The organism is Streptomyces sp. NBC_00158, assembly GCF_045160885.1.
Classification (GTDB): domain Bacteria; phylum Actinomycetota; class Actinomycetes; order Streptomycetales; family Streptomycetaceae; genus Streptomyces.
This window is the reverse complement of record NZ_CP108161.1, coordinates 6,083,657-6,098,286: the sequence shown is the minus strand read 5'-3', so window position 1 is coordinate 6,098,286 and position 14,630 is coordinate 6,083,657. Positions and strand designations below refer to the sequence as shown.

Sequence of the window (14,630 nt, the reverse complement as noted above, 5' to 3'; positions counted from 1 at the left end):
GGAACTCGGAGTCCTCGTAGCGGAGCTTAATTGATCATGGCGCGGATACTCGCTTGTCCTTCGCGGTGAACTGTGACCACCGTTACGGACATGACAACCGCCACCCCCACCGGTCACCCCGTCTCTCCCCCGCCAGAAGCGGGCCCCTGGCGCAACCCCGACTTCCGCGCCCTGTTCGGCGCCGCGACCCTGAGCCAGTTCGCCGCGAACACCGGCTACATCTCCGTCCCGCTGCTCGCCCTGACCGCGCTGGACGCGAGCCCCTCCCAGGTCGGCGCCCTCGCCGCCCTGTCCACCGCCGCCTTCCTGCTCATCGGCCTCCCGGCCGGCGCCTGGGTCGACCGCCTGCGCACCCGCCGGGTGCTGATCGCCGCCGACCTCTCCCGGGCCGCCCTCGTCGGCTCCCTGCCCCTCGCCTGGTGGCTGGACCTGCTCACCCTGGCCCAGCTGTACGCCGTCGTACTGCTCACCGGCTGCGCCGCCGTGTTCGGCGAGGTCGGTGCCCAGAGCGTGCTGCCCCGGCTCGTCGGCCGGGACGGCCTGGTCCGGGCCAACGCCGCCATGACGACCCTGATGGCCGTCGCGAACATCGCCGGGCGGGGAGTCGGCGGGGCCCTGATCGCCTTCCTGACGGCCCCCGTCGCCCTCGTCTGCGCCGCCCTCGCCCACCTCTGCTCGGCCCTGCGGATGCTGGGCGTCCGGCCGGTGCCGAAGCCGCCCGCCACCGAGCGGACCCGGCTGCGCAGCCAGGTCTCGGAGGGGCTGAGGCACGTACTGGGCCACCCGGAGCTGCGCGCGCTCGCGCTGACCGCGAGCCTGATCAACCTGGGCGGCGGCGTGATCAACGCCATGCTGCCGGTGCTCTTCGTCGGCGAGCTGGGCATGTCCGCCGCGACGCTCGGACTGTTCTGGGCCGCCGGCGGGGTGGGGCTGCTGTGCGGGGCCCGGCTGGCCCGCCCCTTCGCGGCACGGGCCGGCTACGGCCGCGCCCTGACCCTGAGCCTGGCCCCGGCGGCCCTGCTGGTCCCGGTGGCGGACCGCGGGCCCTGGCTGTGGGTGGCCGGGGCGGGCTGGATGCTGTCCACGGTGACCGTCGGCTCCGGCAACGTCCTCGGCGTCAGCCTGCGCCAGCACCTGACCCCGGACCCGCTCCTCGGCCGCATGAACGCCACCTTCCGTTTCATGCTGACCGGTGCCATCGCCCTCGGCTCCGCCGCCTCGGGCCTGCTCGCCGAACTCATCGGCCTGCGCGGCGCCCTCTGGGCCGGCGCGGCCGTCGTGGCGCTCTCGTTCCTGCCGACCCTGCTGTCGCCCATCCGCGCCCGGCGCTCCGCGGGAGAATGACCGTCCCCACGGCTCCCTGAAGGACTGCGTGAAGACGGCTCTGACGAACGCCCGGGTTTTCGACGGCCACCGGCTCCTCTCCCCCGCCACGGTGGTCATCGAGGGCTCCCTGATCGGAACCGATCCCCGCGGGGCCCGGGTCGTCGACGCCGCCGGCGCCGCCCTGCTGCCGGGACTGATCGACGCCCACGTCCACCTGCACGGCGTCGAGAACCTGGAGCGGCTGCGCGACCACGGCGTCACCACCGCCCTGGACATGGCCACCTGGCCGCCGTCCCTGGTCGACTCCCTGCGCGGAGTCCCGGGGCTCACGGACATCCGCAGCCCCGGCACGCTCGCCATCGCGGCGGGCGGACTGCACTCCGGGATGCCCGGGGTCCCCGAGGACAGCGTCGTCACCGGCCCCGGCGACGCGGAGCGCTTCGTCGCGGCCCGGGTGGCGGAGGGCGCCGACTACATCAAGATCGTGGCGGAGCGGCCCGGCCCCGGTGCCCTGGAGCAGCCCGTCCTCGACGCCCTGGTGGCCGCGGCCCGCGCGCACGGGAGGCTCGTCGTCGCCCACGCGGCGGCCGGCGAGGCCTACGCGATGGCACAGCGGGCCGGGGCCGACGTGATCACCCACGTCCCGGCGGAGCGGGCCCTCGACCGGGCCGAGGCGGCCCGCATGCGCGCCGGCGGACGGGCCGCCGTACCGACCCTGACCATGATGGAGGGCCTCGCCGCGGCGGGGTCCTGGGCGTGGACTACGGACACGCCCGCGCGAGCGTCGCCGCCCTGCACCGGGCCGGCGTCGCGGTCCTCGCGGGCACCGACTCCAACGCCACCCCGGGCGTGCCCTTCACCCCGCCGCACGGCAGCAGCCTGCACCACGAGCTGGAACTGCTCGTGGACGCCGGGCTGCCTCCGCTGCACGCCCTGCGCGCCGCCACGCCCTGACCGCCCGTCACTTCGGCCTCACCGACCGGGGAGCGGTCGTACCCGGCCGCCGCGCCGACCTCGTGCTCGTCGACGGCGACCCGCTGGCGGACGTACGGGCGACGCGCCGGATCCTGCGCGTCTGGTGCGGCGGCGTGGAACACGCCGCCGCCTGACCGCCTACGCGGTGCGGCGCAGCAGGGCCAGGTACATGGCGTCCGTACCGTGCAGGTGCGGCCACAGCTGGACGTCCGGGCCGTCGCCCAGCGCCGGTACGCCCTCCATGTACGGGCGCGCGTCGATCAGTTCGGCCGCCACCGGGGCGTTGCCCGCGCCCCGGCCCCGGAGCACGTCCTCGACGACCACCCGGGTCTCCGCCAGGTGCGGGGAGCAGGTCGCGTACCCCACGACACCGCCCACGCGCACCGCGGACAGCGCCTCGCGCAGCAGCGCCCGCTGGAGCGGCGCGAAGCCCTCCAGGTCCTCCGGGCGACGCCGCCAGCGGGCCTCCGGACGGCGCCGCAGCGCGCCGAGGCCCGAGCAGGGGACGTCCATCAGGACCCGGTCGAAGGAGCCGGGCAGCCACGCCGGGCGGGTACCGTCGGCCGCGATGACCTGGTACGGGCCCGGGTTGCCGGACAGCGCCTTCTCGACCAGGCGCGCCCGGTGCGGCTGCTTCTCGGAGGCCAGCAGGAAGGCCCCGCGCTCCGCCGCCAGCGCGCCCAGCAGCGCCGCCTTGCCGCCGGGGCCCGCGCAGCCGTCCAGCCACCGCTCGTCGCGGCCCTCGACCGGGACCGCCGCCAGGGCCATCGCCACCAGCTGGCTGCCCTCGTCCTGCACGCCGGCGCGCCCCTCGCGGACCGCCTCCAGCGCGCCCGGCTCGCCGCCCTCGGCCATCCGGACGGCGTACGGGGACCAGCGCCCCGGCAGCGCCGACTCCTCGCCGAGCGCCTCGACCAGCTCCTCGGGCGTGGACCGGCCGGGACGGGCCACCAGCGTCACCTCGGGCCGCTCGTTGTCGGCCTCCAGGAGGTCCTCGATGCCGGCGCGGCCGCCGCCCAGGGCGTCCCACAGGGCGCTGACCACCCAGCGGGGGTGCGAGTGGTACACCGCCAGGTGCTCCTCGGCGTCCTCCTCGTACGGCGGCGCGACCCGCTCCAGCCAGCCGTCCAGGTCGTGCGCGGCGATCTTGCGCAGCACGGCGTTGACGAACTTCGCGCGCCCGTCGCCGAGCACCACGCGGGCCAGCTCCACGCTGGCGGAGACCGCCGCGTGGGTCGGGATGCGGGTGCCCAGCAGCTGGTGCGCGCCGAGCGAGAGCACGTCCAGGACCGGCGGGTCCACCTCGCGCAGCGGCCGGTCCACGCAGGCGGCGATGACCGCGTCGTACGTGCCCTGCCTGCGCAGCGTCCCGTAGACCAGCTCGGTCGCCAGGGCCGCGTCCCGCGCCTGGAACTTCTCGTCCTGCCGGGCCTTCTTCAGCAGCGGGGGCAGGACGAGGTTCGCGTACGCGTCGCGCTCGTCCACCGCCCGCAGCGCCTCGAAGGCCAGCATCCGGACGGGGTCCTTCTGCGGCCGGCGGTAGGGCTTGGCCTGCTTGCCGGTGCCCGTCTTGGGGGCGGGACGACGACGGGGCTGTTCGCTCACGTGAAAGGTGCTCCGGAGTTACGAGGTGCGGTTGCGTTCGGGCGGCTCGGGATCAGCCTACGTCGGCGGCGCCCAGGCGCTCGCCGGGAGCGATGCGCACCCCGCGGGCCCAGTCGGCGCCCTTCATCGGCTTCTTGCCCTGCGGCTGCACCCAGAGCAGCTCGACGGCGTGCGAGCCCGTGCCGACGTACACGTTGTTCTTGGCCGGGGCCAGCACGCCCGGGGCGAGGTCCGTGCGGTCCGGGACCAGCCCGACGGAGATCAGCTTGAGGCGCTCGCCGCGGAAGACGGTCCAGGCGCCCGGGGCCGGGGTGCAGCCGCGCACCACTCGGTCGGCGCGCAGCGCGGGGGCGTTCCAGTCGACGCGGGCGTCCTCGACGGTGATCTTCGGCGCGAGGGAGACCCCGTCGGCGGGCTGCTCCATGGCGCGCAGGCTGCCCTCCTCGATCCCGTCCATGGTCGCGGACAGCAGTCCGGACCCGGCGAAGGCGAGGCGGGTCAGCAGGTCGCCGCTGGTGTCGGTCGGGCGGATCTCCTCGGTGAGGACCCCGAAGACCGGGCCGGTGTCGAGGCCCTCCTCGATGCGGAAGGTGGAGGCGCCGGTGACCTGGTCGCCCGCCATGATCGAGTGCTGCACGGGGGCCGCTCCGCGCCAGGACGGCAGCAGCGAGAAGTGCAGGTTGACCCATCCGTGGCGGGGGATGTCGAGCGCGCTCTTGGGGATCAGCGCCCCGTACGCGACGACGGGGCAGCAGTCCGGGGCGATCTCCCGCAGCCGGGCCTGGAACTCCGGGTCGCGCGGCCGGACGGGCTTGAGGACCTCGATCCCGGCCTCCTCCGCGCGCTCGGCGACGGGGCTGGCGACCAGTCGGCGGCCGCGCCCGGCGGGGGCGTCGGGCCGGGTGACGACGGCGGCGACCTCGTGGCGCCCGGAGGCGATCAGGGCGTCCAGGGCGGGTACGGCGACCTCGGGGGTGCCTGCGAAGACCAGCTTCACTGGGTCCTACCTCGCTATCTCGGCTGTCAGCAGCGCACCAGTCTATGGGACGGCCACCCCGGCCCACCTGCGGTATCGGGGGGCGTACGCACACACGCGCGCCTCTCGCATATGCCGACACGCCCCCAGTGCGTGACCAACGCGCCACGTGACGCGTTGGTCAAGAGAGATTGACCGAAACGGGCCGCGATCAACACGGTGACTGCGGCCCGATCCGCTCTCCAGCACCGGTTCGAGAGGCTTCTCCATGGCCGACCACGCCACCCATGACGCCCAAGCACGGGCCAGCCTGCACCTCCTGGTGCGGGACATCGAGCGGGTTCGCCGACAGGTGGACGCACTGCGTACGCTCACGGCCCAGCTCGGCAACGTGTACCGCCCGCGCCGCTCCGGGCCCTCCACGGGCTTCGTCGTCTACGGCAGGGCCCCCGCCCCCACCGTCCGGCTCGCCCAGGAACTGAGGGACAGCGTCGAGACGCTGGTCACCGCGGCGGTGGACTTCGACCGCTCCCTCGGCTTCTCCTGGGACGCCGTCGGTTCGGCGCTCGGCGTCACCAAGCAGGCCGTGCACCGCCGCTACGGCGCACGCCGCGCGCAGGCCGCCGAGGCGGCGGAGCCGCTGGCCGAGGGCACCACGACCCGGACGCTGGGCCCGCTGCCCACGATCCCCGCGGCGCGCTCGGTGCCCCCGCAGCCCGTCCGCGAGGAGGCCCAGGCCGCAGCCCGCCAGTCGGCCTTCCCGGGCCCCCGCAACGGCTGACCCCACCCCCGCCGCCGGGCCGCCGACCCCCGACGGCGTACTTCCCGGGGCCCGCCACCCCCGTCTCGGCAGGGGGGTGGCGGGCCCCGCACGCCCCGGCCCGACCTGCGCGCCGGGTACCGCTGCGCGGGGCGGTTCCCCTACCCGTCCTTCGCCCGTTCCCCATGGCTGCGCCCCGGACCCCCGCGCCTCAACCGCCGGCGGGGATGTAGATAGCCCCGCCGGCGTTTGAGGCGACGGGCGCGAAGCGCCCGTACCCGGGGTCAGGGGCGGAGCCCCTGGGAACGGTGGAAGGGCGGGTAGGGGACCTGCCCCGCGCAGCGGCCCACCCACCCGCACCCGCACCCGACCCCACCGGCCCCCGCCACCCGAACCGGCCCCGCCCAGGGCCCGGCGGACGGAGTCCGGCGCAGCGGCGCGAAGCCGGGGAGGCCGCCCGCGGCCGAGCCCCGCGAGCGGCGCGTCGGGAAGGGGCGCGGCGCGTCGGGAAGGCCCTCAGCCGATGTCCGGGGGGTCGATCCGGATCCGGATCGGGTCCCCCGCCTGCGCGCCCCGCGCCATCCGCGCGGCCTGCGCCGCCTTCAGCGCGGCGGCCAGCGCGGCCCCGCTCCCCGGAGGGACCCGCACCAGCGCCCGCTCCCCCGGCGACGGCTCCCCCCGCCGCCCCGGCAGCGGAACGGGCCCCAGCACCTCCGCGTCCGCCGGCAGCTCGACCGCTTCGAGGAAGGCTTCCAGGGCGTCCCCCTTCCCGGCGACCGCCGCCATCCGGGACACCGGCGGGAACCCCAGCTGGGCCCGCTCGGCCAGCTCCCGCACCGCGTGCCCGACGGGGTCCCACCGCACCAGGGCCTGCACCGGCCGCAGCGTCGGCTCGGCGACCACCACCACCTGCCCGTCGCCGCGCACCAGCGACGCGGCGGCGATCCAGCGGCGCAGGGCGTCCTCCCCGGCCCGCAGGTCGGGCCGGGTCAGCATCGCCCAGCCGTCCAACAGCAGCGCGGCCGCGTACCCGGCGCCCGCCGCGACCGGCTCGGCGCCCGGGGTGCACACCACCAGCGCGGGCCGGTCGGACACCTCGTCCAGTACGTGGTCCCGCCCGGACGTGCGCACCGGCACCGCCGGGAAGGCCCGGCCCAGCTCCTCGGCGGTCCGCCGCGCACCCACCACCTGGGCCCGCAGCCGGAACGAGCCGCACTCCTCGCAGTGCCAGGCGCTCTCGGCCCGCCCGCACCACCCGCAGTGCAGCTCCCGCTCGTCGGGGGCCTCCAGCGGCCCGGCGCACACCCGGCAGCGGGCCGGCGTCCGGCAGCGCTCGCACGCCAGCCGGGGCGCGTACCCGCGCCGGGGCACCTGCACCAGGACGGGCCCGCTCTTCAGGCCCTCCCGTACGGTCTCCCAGGCCAGGCTCGGCAGCCGCGCCGCGCGGGCCGCCCCGTCACGGGCCAGCAGCTCGTCCCCGACGGTACGGATGCGCGGCGCGGCGGCCCGTACGGTCTCCCGGTCCGCGACCAGCGGCCGGGCCCAGCCGGACTCCACCAGCTGGGCGGCCTCCACGGTGCAGCTGGTGCTCCCGGCCAGGAAGCCGCAGCCGTCGCTGACCGCGCGCAGCTCCAGCACCTCGCGCACGTGCGGGAAGGGGGCGTGGACGTCGCCGTGGCTGGAGTCGCCGTCGTCCCAGACCACCACGAGCCCGAGGTCCCGTACGGGGGCGAACATCGCCGCCCGGGTGCCGATCACGGCGCGCACCGAGCCCCGGCTCACCGCGAGCCACTCCCGGTAGCGCTTCTCGGGGCCGGAGTCGGCGGTCAGCAGCGCGTGCCGCCCCTCGCCGAGCAGGGCGGTGAGGGCCGCGTCGACCCGTGCGGCGGTGCGCCCGTCGGGCACCACGGCGAGGGCCCCGCGTCCGGAGGCGAGGGTGGCGGCCATGGCCCGGGCCAGCTCGTCCGCCCAGCCGGGACCGGGCAGCGCCGTCCACACCGCGCGGGGGGTTCCGCCGCCGGCCAGGGCGCGCAGGAAGGCTGGCCCGGCCGCGTAGCGCGTCCAGCCGCCGGGCTCGGGCACGGCGGGCGGCGGCAGCGGCTCGGGCGAGGGCTTGGCCTCGGCCCGGGCACTGCGCGGGGGCAGGGCCAGCTGGAGCACGTCGGCGAGGCTGCCGGCGTAGCGGTCGGCGACGGCCCGGGCGAGGGCCAGCATGCGGGGCCCGAGGACCACCTCGGGCGAGACGACCTGGGCGAGGGCGGCCAGGGCTCCGTTGTAGTCGGACTCGGCGCGCCGCTCCACGATGAAGCCGTCGATGAGCCCGCCGCCCTCGCGGCGGCCGCCGTGCACCCGGTGCCCGCCGGCACCGAAGCGGACCCGGACGCGCACGCCCGGCTGGGCGGTCTCGGACAGCTCGGCGGGTACGGCGTAGTCGAACAGCCGGTCGAGGTGGAGCACGCCCTTGTTGACGAGCACCCGGGCGACGGGCAGCTCCTCGGCCACGGCGGCCCCGCGCCAGGTCCGCGGCTTGGCCTTGGGCGCCTTGGCCTTCGCCTCGGCGACCATCTCCCGGATCAGGGCGAGCTGTTCCGGCTGGGACTCGTTGGCGCTGCTCACAGAGGCATTCTGGCAAACCCCACTGACAGCGAACGGCCCCGGACCGTCGTGGTCCGGGGCCGTTCGCGTTCGTCCGGTGTTACAGGCCGGCGGCGGCGCGCAGGGCGTCGACGCGGTCGGTGCGCTCCCAGGTGAAGTCCGGGAGCTCGCGGCCGAAGTGGCCGTAGGCGGCGGTCTGGGCGTAGATCGGGCGCAGCAGGTCGAGGTCGCGGATGATCGCGGCCGGGCGGAGGTCGAAGACCTCGGCGATGGCGTCCTCGATCTTCTGGACGTCGACCTTCGCGGTGCCGAAGGTCTCGACGAAGAGGCCGACGGGCTCGGCCTTGCCGATGGCGTAGGCGACCTGGACCTCGCAGCGTGCGGCCAGGCCGGCGGCGACCACGTTCTTCGCGACCCAGCGCATGGCGTACGCGGCCGAGCGGTCCACCTTCGACGGGTCCTTGCCGGAGAAGGCGCCGCCGCCGTGGCGGGCCATGCCTCCGTACGTGTCGATGATGATCTTGCGGCCGGTGAGGCCGGCGTCGCCCATCGGGCCGCCGATCTCGAAGCGGCCGGTCGGGTTCACCAGCAGGCGGTAGCCCTCGGTGTCCAGCTTGATGCCGTCCTCGACGAGCTGCGCGAGCACGTGCTCGACGACGAACTCGCGGATGTCGGGTGCGAGCAGCGAGTCGAGGTCGATGTCGGCGGCGTGCTGCGAGGACACGACGACCGTGTCGAGGCGGACCGGCTTGTCACCGTCGTACTCGATGGTGACCTGGGTCTTGCCGTCGGGGCGCAGGTAAGGGATGGTGCCGTTCTTGCGGACCTCGGACAGGCGGCGCGAGAGGCGGTGCGCGATGTGGATCGGCAGCGGCATCAGCTCGGGCGTCTCGTCCGTGGCGTAGCCGAACATCAGGCCCTGGTCGCCCGCACCCTGCTTGTCGAGCTCGTCCTCGTCGCCCTCGACCCGGGACTCGTAGGCCGTGTCCACGCCCTGGGCGATGTCCGGGGACTGGGCGCCGATGGACACCGACACGCCGCAGGAGGCGCCGTCGAAGCCCTTCTTGGACGAGTCGTAGCCGATCTCGAGGATCTTGTCGCGGACGAGCTGGGCGATCGGCGCGTACGCCTTGGTGGTCACCTCGCCCGCGATGTGCACGAGACCGGTCGTGATGAGGGTCTCCACGGCCACACGCGAGGTCGGGTCCTCGGTGAGGAGTGCATCGAGGATCGTGTCGCTGATCTGGTCAGCGATCTTGTCGGGGTGGCCCTCGGTGACGGACTCCGAGGTGAACAGGCGACGGGACACAACGCTCCCTGGGGTTGCAGCGGCTGCTGGCTGATCATTTGGCGGAACCACACCGGGGGCTGCGCCCGATCACGTTCCAAGTGCAGTTTATCGGTCGCCACCGTCCGCCGGACCACCCGTCTCGCCCTATGGGAGCCGTGTGACCTGCGGCACTCCATTCTTACTCACGGAGGTACCCACGAGAAGGAAAACGCTCAGGCGCGGTGAAGATCACGTCGGGGCGCGAGTCGCGGGGCGACCTGGTCCCAGATGACTTCCGCCAGGGCTTCCTTCGGACCATACGGTACGGGAGTCTCACTGCCGTCCGAAGCGAGGATCACAGCTTCGTTCTCCTCGGAACCGAAGGTCTTGGACTCGCCGACCTCGTTGACCACGAGGAGGTCGCACCCCTTGCGCCGGAGCTTCGCCCGGCCGTTGTCGAGCACGTCGTCGGTCTCGGCGGCGAAGCCGACGACGATCTGGCCCTCCAGTGCCCGCTCGGCGGAGACCTCCGCGAGGACGTCGGGGTTGCGCACGAGGGCCACGGGCTCGGGGTCCTGCCCGTCCTTCTTCTTGATCTTGCCGTCGGCGTACACCGCGGGGCGGAAGTCCGCCACCGCGGCGGCCATCACCACGGCGTCGGCGTCCGCGGCGGCCCCCAGTACCGCCTCGCGCAGCTGGAGGGCCGTGCCCACGCGTACGACGTCCACTCCGGCCGGGTCGGGCAGCGCGGTGTTGGCGGCGACCAGGGTGACCCGGGCCCCGCGGGCGGCGGCGGTGCGGGCGAGGGCGTAGCCCTGCTTGCCGGAGGAGCGGTTGCCGAGGAAGCGGACCGGGTCCAGCGGCTCGCGGGTGCCGCCGGCGCTGACCACCACGTGCCGTCCGGCGAGGTCGGGCTCCCCGGCACCCCGGGCCAGGACCCTGCGGCAGACCTCGAAGATCTCCTCCGGGTCGGGCAGCCGGCCCTTGCCGGTGTCCTTGCCGGTGAGGCGTCCGACGGCCGGCTCGATGACGACGGCGCCGCGCCGGCGCAGCGTGGCCACGTTCTCCTGGGTGGCGGGGTGCTCCCACATCTCGGTGTGCATGGCGGGCGCGAAGACCACCGGGCAGCGGGCCGTGAGCAGGGTGTTCGTGAGGAGGTCGTCGGCCAGCCCGTGGGCGGCCTTGGCCAGCATGTCGGCGGTGGCCGGGGCGACGACGACCAGGTCGGCCGCCTGGCCGATCCGCACGTGGGGCACCTCGTGGACGGTCTCCCAGACCTCGGTGGAGGCCGGGTTCCCGGAGAGCGCGGCCCAGGTGGCCTCGCCGACGAAGTTCAGGGAGGCCGCGGTCGGCACCACCCGCACCTCGTGCCCGGACTCGGTCAGCCGGCGCAGCAGCTCGCACGCCTTGTACGCGGCGATCCCGCCACTGACCCCCAGCACGACCTTCGGCTTGTCCACTGCTTCTCCCGTGATCGGTTGCATCCGTACCTATGACACACCACAGGCCCGGCAGCGGTGCTGCCGGGCCTGTGATGACGATGTCGTGCCTTACTGGGCCGGGGCCTCGATGGCCTCGGAGGTCAGCAGACCCGCGTTGATCTCGCGCAGTGCGATCGAGAGCGGCTTCTCGTGGACGTGGGTGTCCACCAGCGGGCCGACGTACTCCAGCAGGCCCTCACCGAGCTGCGAGTAGTACGCGTTGATCTGACGCGCGCGCTTGGCCGCGTAGATCACGAGGCTGTACTTCGAGTCAGTGGCCTCGAGCAGCTCGTCGATCGGCGGGTTGATGATGCCCTCGGGCGCGGTGATGGAAGAGGACACGCTCTACCTTCCGAAGATGGATAAAAGATCAGACAACTGCCACCAAGGCTAGCAGCTCACGTGCTACGTCCTCGACGGAGGTGTTGACAAGGGTGATGTCGAACTCGGACTCGGCAGCGAGTTCGGTCTTGGCGGCGTCGAGCCGCCGCTCGATGACCTCGGCGGACTCGGTACCCCGGCCGGTGAGCCGGCGGACCAGTTCCTCCCAGCTCGGCGGGGCCAGGAAGACCAGCTGGGCCTCGGGCATCGACTCGCGGACGAGCCGGGCGCCCTGGAGGTCGATCTCCAGCAGCACCGGTTCGCCGTTGTCCAGGCGTTCCAGTACCGCGCCGCGCGGTGTGCCGTAGCGGTTGCCCGCGAATTCGGCCCACTCCAGCAGCTCGCCGTTGGCGATCAGCTTGTCGAACTCGTCGTCGTTGACGAAGAAGTAGTGGACTCCGTGTCGCTCACCGGGCCGCGGTTTGCGGGTGGTGGCCGACACCGAGAGCCACACCTCGGGGTGGACCTTGCGCATATGCGCGACGACCGTGCTCTTGCCGACCCCCGAGGGGCCGGAGAGCACGGTCAGCCGCGGACGAACCTCTGCTGCCATAGAGCGATTATCCAGGTTCTCGGGACTGCCTGAGAACGCCGGGAGAACTTCGGGCGACGCCTCAGGCGCCGCTACCGCCGAACTCACGCTCCAGAGAGGCGATCTGGTTGGAGCCGAGACCTCGGACACGCCGGGACTCGGAGATGCCGAGGCGCTCCATGATCTGCTTGGCGCGGACCTTGCCGACGCCGGGCAGCGACTCGAGAAGGGCGGAGACCTTCATCTTGCCGATGACGTCGTTCTCCTGTCCCGTCTTGATGACGTCGTGGAGGGAGGCGCCGGAGTGCTTGAGTCGATTCTTCACCTCGGCCCGCTCCCGGCGAGCCGCGGCGGCCTTTTCGAGCGCTGCTGCGCGCTGTTCAGGGGTAAGGGGCGGAAGAGCCACGCCTACGTCACCTCGGATGTCGAACTGTCGGATACGGATCGGCGGGGAGCCCGTGGGCACCACGCCGGGCGAGGTCACGAACAGCGATGAAATTCGCTCGCTGCTCGTTCACTCTGGTCGGAGACTAGCGGCCAAGGCCGCTCCAGTCAGCGAGAACGGACGAAAAGTCCTGGTCAGCCTCCACTGAACCGTACATCACAGACATATCACCCCGGTTTTGTCCGGGGAAAGACGTTCGATTTTCGAGATCGCGTGTGCACGCGCCGGTCCGGCGCCCCCGGATCAGCCCGCGACGGCCTCGCGCACCTCGTCGGCGAAGCGCTTCGCGGAGGCGCGCAGGGCGGCGGCGTCCGGGCCGTGCTTCAAGACTCCCCGCGAGACGTTCGGGACCACGTTGACGACCGCGGCGCCGAAGACCGCCGGGAGGTCGGCGGCGGTCGCGCCCTGGGCCCCGATGCCGGGGGCCAGCAGCGGGCCGTTGATGTCCAGGTCGAAGGAGGACAGGTCGCCCAGCGTGGCTCCGACCACCGCGCCGAAGGAGCCCATGGGCTCGGCGCCCGCGTTCTCCGCCGCCAGGTGGGCCAGCATGGTCGCGCCGATCGAACGGCCGTCCTCGCGGACCGCGCGCTGGACCTCGGCGCCCTCCGGGTTGGAGGTCAGGGCCAGGACGAAGAGGCCGGCGCCCGACTCCCGGGCCAGCTCCACGGCCGGGGCGAGCGACCCGTAGCCGAGGTACGGGGAGACCGTCAGGGCGTCCGAGAACAGCGGGGAGGACGGGTCCAGGAAGGCCGAGGCGTACGCGGCCATCGTGGAGCCGATGTCACCGCGCTTGGCGTCCATGACCACCAGGGTCCCGGCGGCGCGGGCGTCGGCGACGGTCCGCTCCAGCACCGCGACGCCCTTGGAGCCGAAGCGCTCGAAGAACGCGGCCTGCGGCTTGAAGACGGCGACGGAGTCGGCCAGGGCCTCGACCACCGTGCGGGAGAACCGCTCCAGGCCGTCGATGTCGTCCGCCAGGCCCCAGGAGGCCAGCAGGGCGGCGTGCGGGTCGATCCCCACGCACAGGGGGCCCCGGGCGTCCATGGCGGCGCGCAGGCGGGTCCCGAAGGGGGTCACAGGGGTCACGGGGCTCACAGTGCGGCCTTTCGGGTCTCGGCGCCCACGGCCTCGGCCAGGGTCGCGTACGGGCTGGCGGCCAGGCGCGCGGCCAGGCCCTTGTGGATGGCGCGGGCGTAGAAGGGGCCCTCGTAGATGAAGGCGCTGTAGCCCTGGATGAGCGTGGCACCCGCCAGGATGCGCTGCCAGGCGTCCTCGGCGTTCTCGATGCCGCCGACGCCCACCAGGACGAGGCGGTCGCCGACGCGCGCGTACAGGCGGCGCAGGACCTCCAGGGAGCGCTCCTTGACCGGGGCGCCGGAGAGTCCGCCGGTCTCCTTGACCAGGGCCGGGTCGGACTTCAGGCCCAGGCCCTCGCGGGCGATGGTGGTGTTCGTGGCGATGATGCCGTCCAGGCCCAGTTCGAGGGCCAGGTCGGCGACCGCGTCGACGTCCTCGTCCGCCAGGTCCGGGGCGATCTTGACCAGCAGCGGGACGCGGCGGTCGGTGACCGCGCGGTCGGCGGCCTCGCGCACTGCGGTCAGCAGCGGCCGCAGGGACTCCGTGGCCTGGAGGTTGCGCAGGCCCGGGGTGTTCGGCGAGGAGACGTTGACGACCAGGTAGTCGGCGTGGCGGGCCAGGCGCTCGGTGGAGACCACGTAGTCCGCGGCGGCCTCGGCCTCCGGCACCACCTTGGTCTTGCCGATGTTGACGCCCACGACGGTCCGGAAGATCGGGTTGCGGGCGGCCAGGCGGTCGGCGACGGCGGCCGAGCCCTCGTTGTTGAAGCCCATGCGGTTGATCAGCGCCCGGTCGGGGACCAGGCGGAAGAGCCGCTTCTTGGGGTTGCCGGGCTGCGCCTGGCCGGTGACCGTGCCGATCTCGACGTGGTCGAAGCCGAGCATCGCCATGCCGTCGATGGCGACGGCGTTCTTGTCGAAGCCGGCCGCGAGCCCGAAGGGGCCGTGCATCCGCAGGCCGAGGGCCTCCGTGCGCAGGGACTCGTACCGGGGCGCCAGGGCGGCGGCGGCGAAGGTGCGCAGCACCGGGGTGCGGGCGGCGAGGCGGATCCACCGGAAGGCCGTGTAGTGGGCCCGCTCGGGGTCCATCCGCTTGAAGACCAGGTTGAAGAACAGTTTGTACATCGTCCGAAAAGTCCCTTCTGCGCTCATGAAGAGGGGGACACCCGGCGCGGTTCGCGCGTCCGGTGTCCCCCCTCTCCCCTACG

General features: G+C 74.0%; 12 protein-coding genes and 1 pseudogene. 3 read left to right on the top strand and 10 right to left on the bottom strand.

Annotation, left to right across the window (positions count from 1 at the left end; genetic code table 11):
- Positions 1-90: 90 nt before the first annotated feature.
- On the top strand, positions 91-1,344 hold the full coding sequence (locus OG553_RS28080; RefSeq protein ID WP_405981629.1) for an MFS transporter: 1,254 nt from the start codon (positions 91-93) through the stop codon (positions 1,342-1,344).
- A 16-nt stretch (positions 1,345-1,360) separates the two neighbouring features.
- Positions 1,361-2,435: pseudogene (locus OG553_RS28075) on the top strand (amidohydrolase family protein).
- A 4-nt stretch (positions 2,436-2,439) separates the two neighbouring features.
- Here OG553_RS28075 and OG553_RS28070 read toward each other — a convergent pair.
- The gene (locus OG553_RS28070; protein ID WP_405981628.1) at positions 2,440-3,906 is read right to left on the bottom strand and encodes an RsmB/NOP family class I SAM-dependent RNA methyltransferase; all 1,467 of its coding nucleotides are present in this window, start codon (positions 3,904-3,906) and stop codon (positions 2,440-2,442) included.
- Between the two features lie 52 nt (positions 3,907-3,958).
- A complete protein-coding gene (fmt, locus tag OG553_RS28065; RefSeq protein ID WP_405981627.1) occupies positions 3,959-4,903 on the bottom strand; it encodes a methionyl-tRNA formyltransferase in 945 nt (314 codons plus the stop codon).
- Between the two features lie 247 nt (positions 4,904-5,150).
- On the opposite strand from fmt, the gene OG553_RS28060 reads away from it, so the two are divergent.
- Positions 5,151-5,663 (top strand): hypothetical protein, encoded by a 513-nt coding sequence (locus tag OG553_RS28060; RefSeq protein WP_405981626.1) that lies wholly within the window; start codon positions 5,151-5,153, stop codon positions 5,661-5,663.
- A 495-nt stretch (positions 5,664-6,158) separates the two neighbouring features.
- Here the strand turns inward: OG553_RS28060 and OG553_RS28055 are convergent, their stop codons facing one another.
- From OG553_RS28055 to OG553_RS28020, 8 genes are all read right to left on the bottom strand, one after another.
- A complete protein-coding gene (locus tag OG553_RS28055; protein WP_405981625.1) occupies positions 6,159-8,258 on the bottom strand; it encodes a primosomal protein N' in 2,100 nt (699 codons plus the stop codon).
- 79 nt (positions 8,259-8,337) lie between these two features.
- Entirely contained in the window at positions 8,338-9,546 is a 1,209-nt protein-coding gene (gene metK, locus OG553_RS28050) for a methionine adenosyltransferase (protein WP_125817760.1), read from the bottom strand.
- Positions 9,547-9,740: 194 nt separating this feature from the next.
- On the bottom strand, positions 9,741-10,967 hold the full coding sequence (gene coaBC, locus OG553_RS28045; RefSeq protein WP_405981624.1) for a bifunctional phosphopantothenoylcysteine decarboxylase/phosphopantothenate--cysteine ligase CoaBC: 1,227 nt from the start codon (positions 10,965-10,967) through the stop codon (positions 9,741-9,743).
- A gap of 90 nt (positions 10,968-11,057) precedes the next feature.
- The gene (gene rpoZ / locus OG553_RS28040; RefSeq protein WP_004948662.1) at positions 11,058-11,330 is read right to left on the bottom strand and encodes a DNA-directed RNA polymerase subunit omega; all 273 of its coding nucleotides are present in this window, start codon (positions 11,328-11,330) and stop codon (positions 11,058-11,060) included.
- A gap of 28 nt (positions 11,331-11,358) precedes the next feature.
- Positions 11,359-11,922: a guanylate kinase gene (gmk, locus tag OG553_RS28035; RefSeq protein WP_405981623.1), complete on the bottom strand. Its 564-nt coding sequence runs from the start codon at positions 11,920-11,922 to the stop codon at positions 11,359-11,361.
- A 61-nt stretch (positions 11,923-11,983) separates the two neighbouring features.
- Positions 11,984-12,307 (bottom strand): integration host factor, encoded by a 324-nt coding sequence (locus OG553_RS28030; RefSeq protein ID WP_030234009.1) that lies wholly within the window; start codon positions 12,305-12,307, stop codon positions 11,984-11,986.
- A gap of 282 nt (positions 12,308-12,589) precedes the next feature.
- The gene (gene pyrF, locus OG553_RS28025; protein WP_405981622.1) at positions 12,590-13,432 is read right to left on the bottom strand and encodes an orotidine-5'-phosphate decarboxylase; all 843 of its coding nucleotides are present in this window, start codon (positions 13,430-13,432) and stop codon (positions 12,590-12,592) included.
- Between the two features lie 5 nt (positions 13,433-13,437).
- Positions 13,438-14,547 carry a quinone-dependent dihydroorotate dehydrogenase gene (locus OG553_RS28020; protein ID WP_405981621.1) on the bottom strand — a complete coding sequence of 370 codons (1,110 nt, stop codon included), beginning with the start codon at positions 14,545-14,547 and terminating at the stop codon, positions 13,438-13,440.
- Positions 14,548-14,630 lie beyond the last annotated feature (83 nt).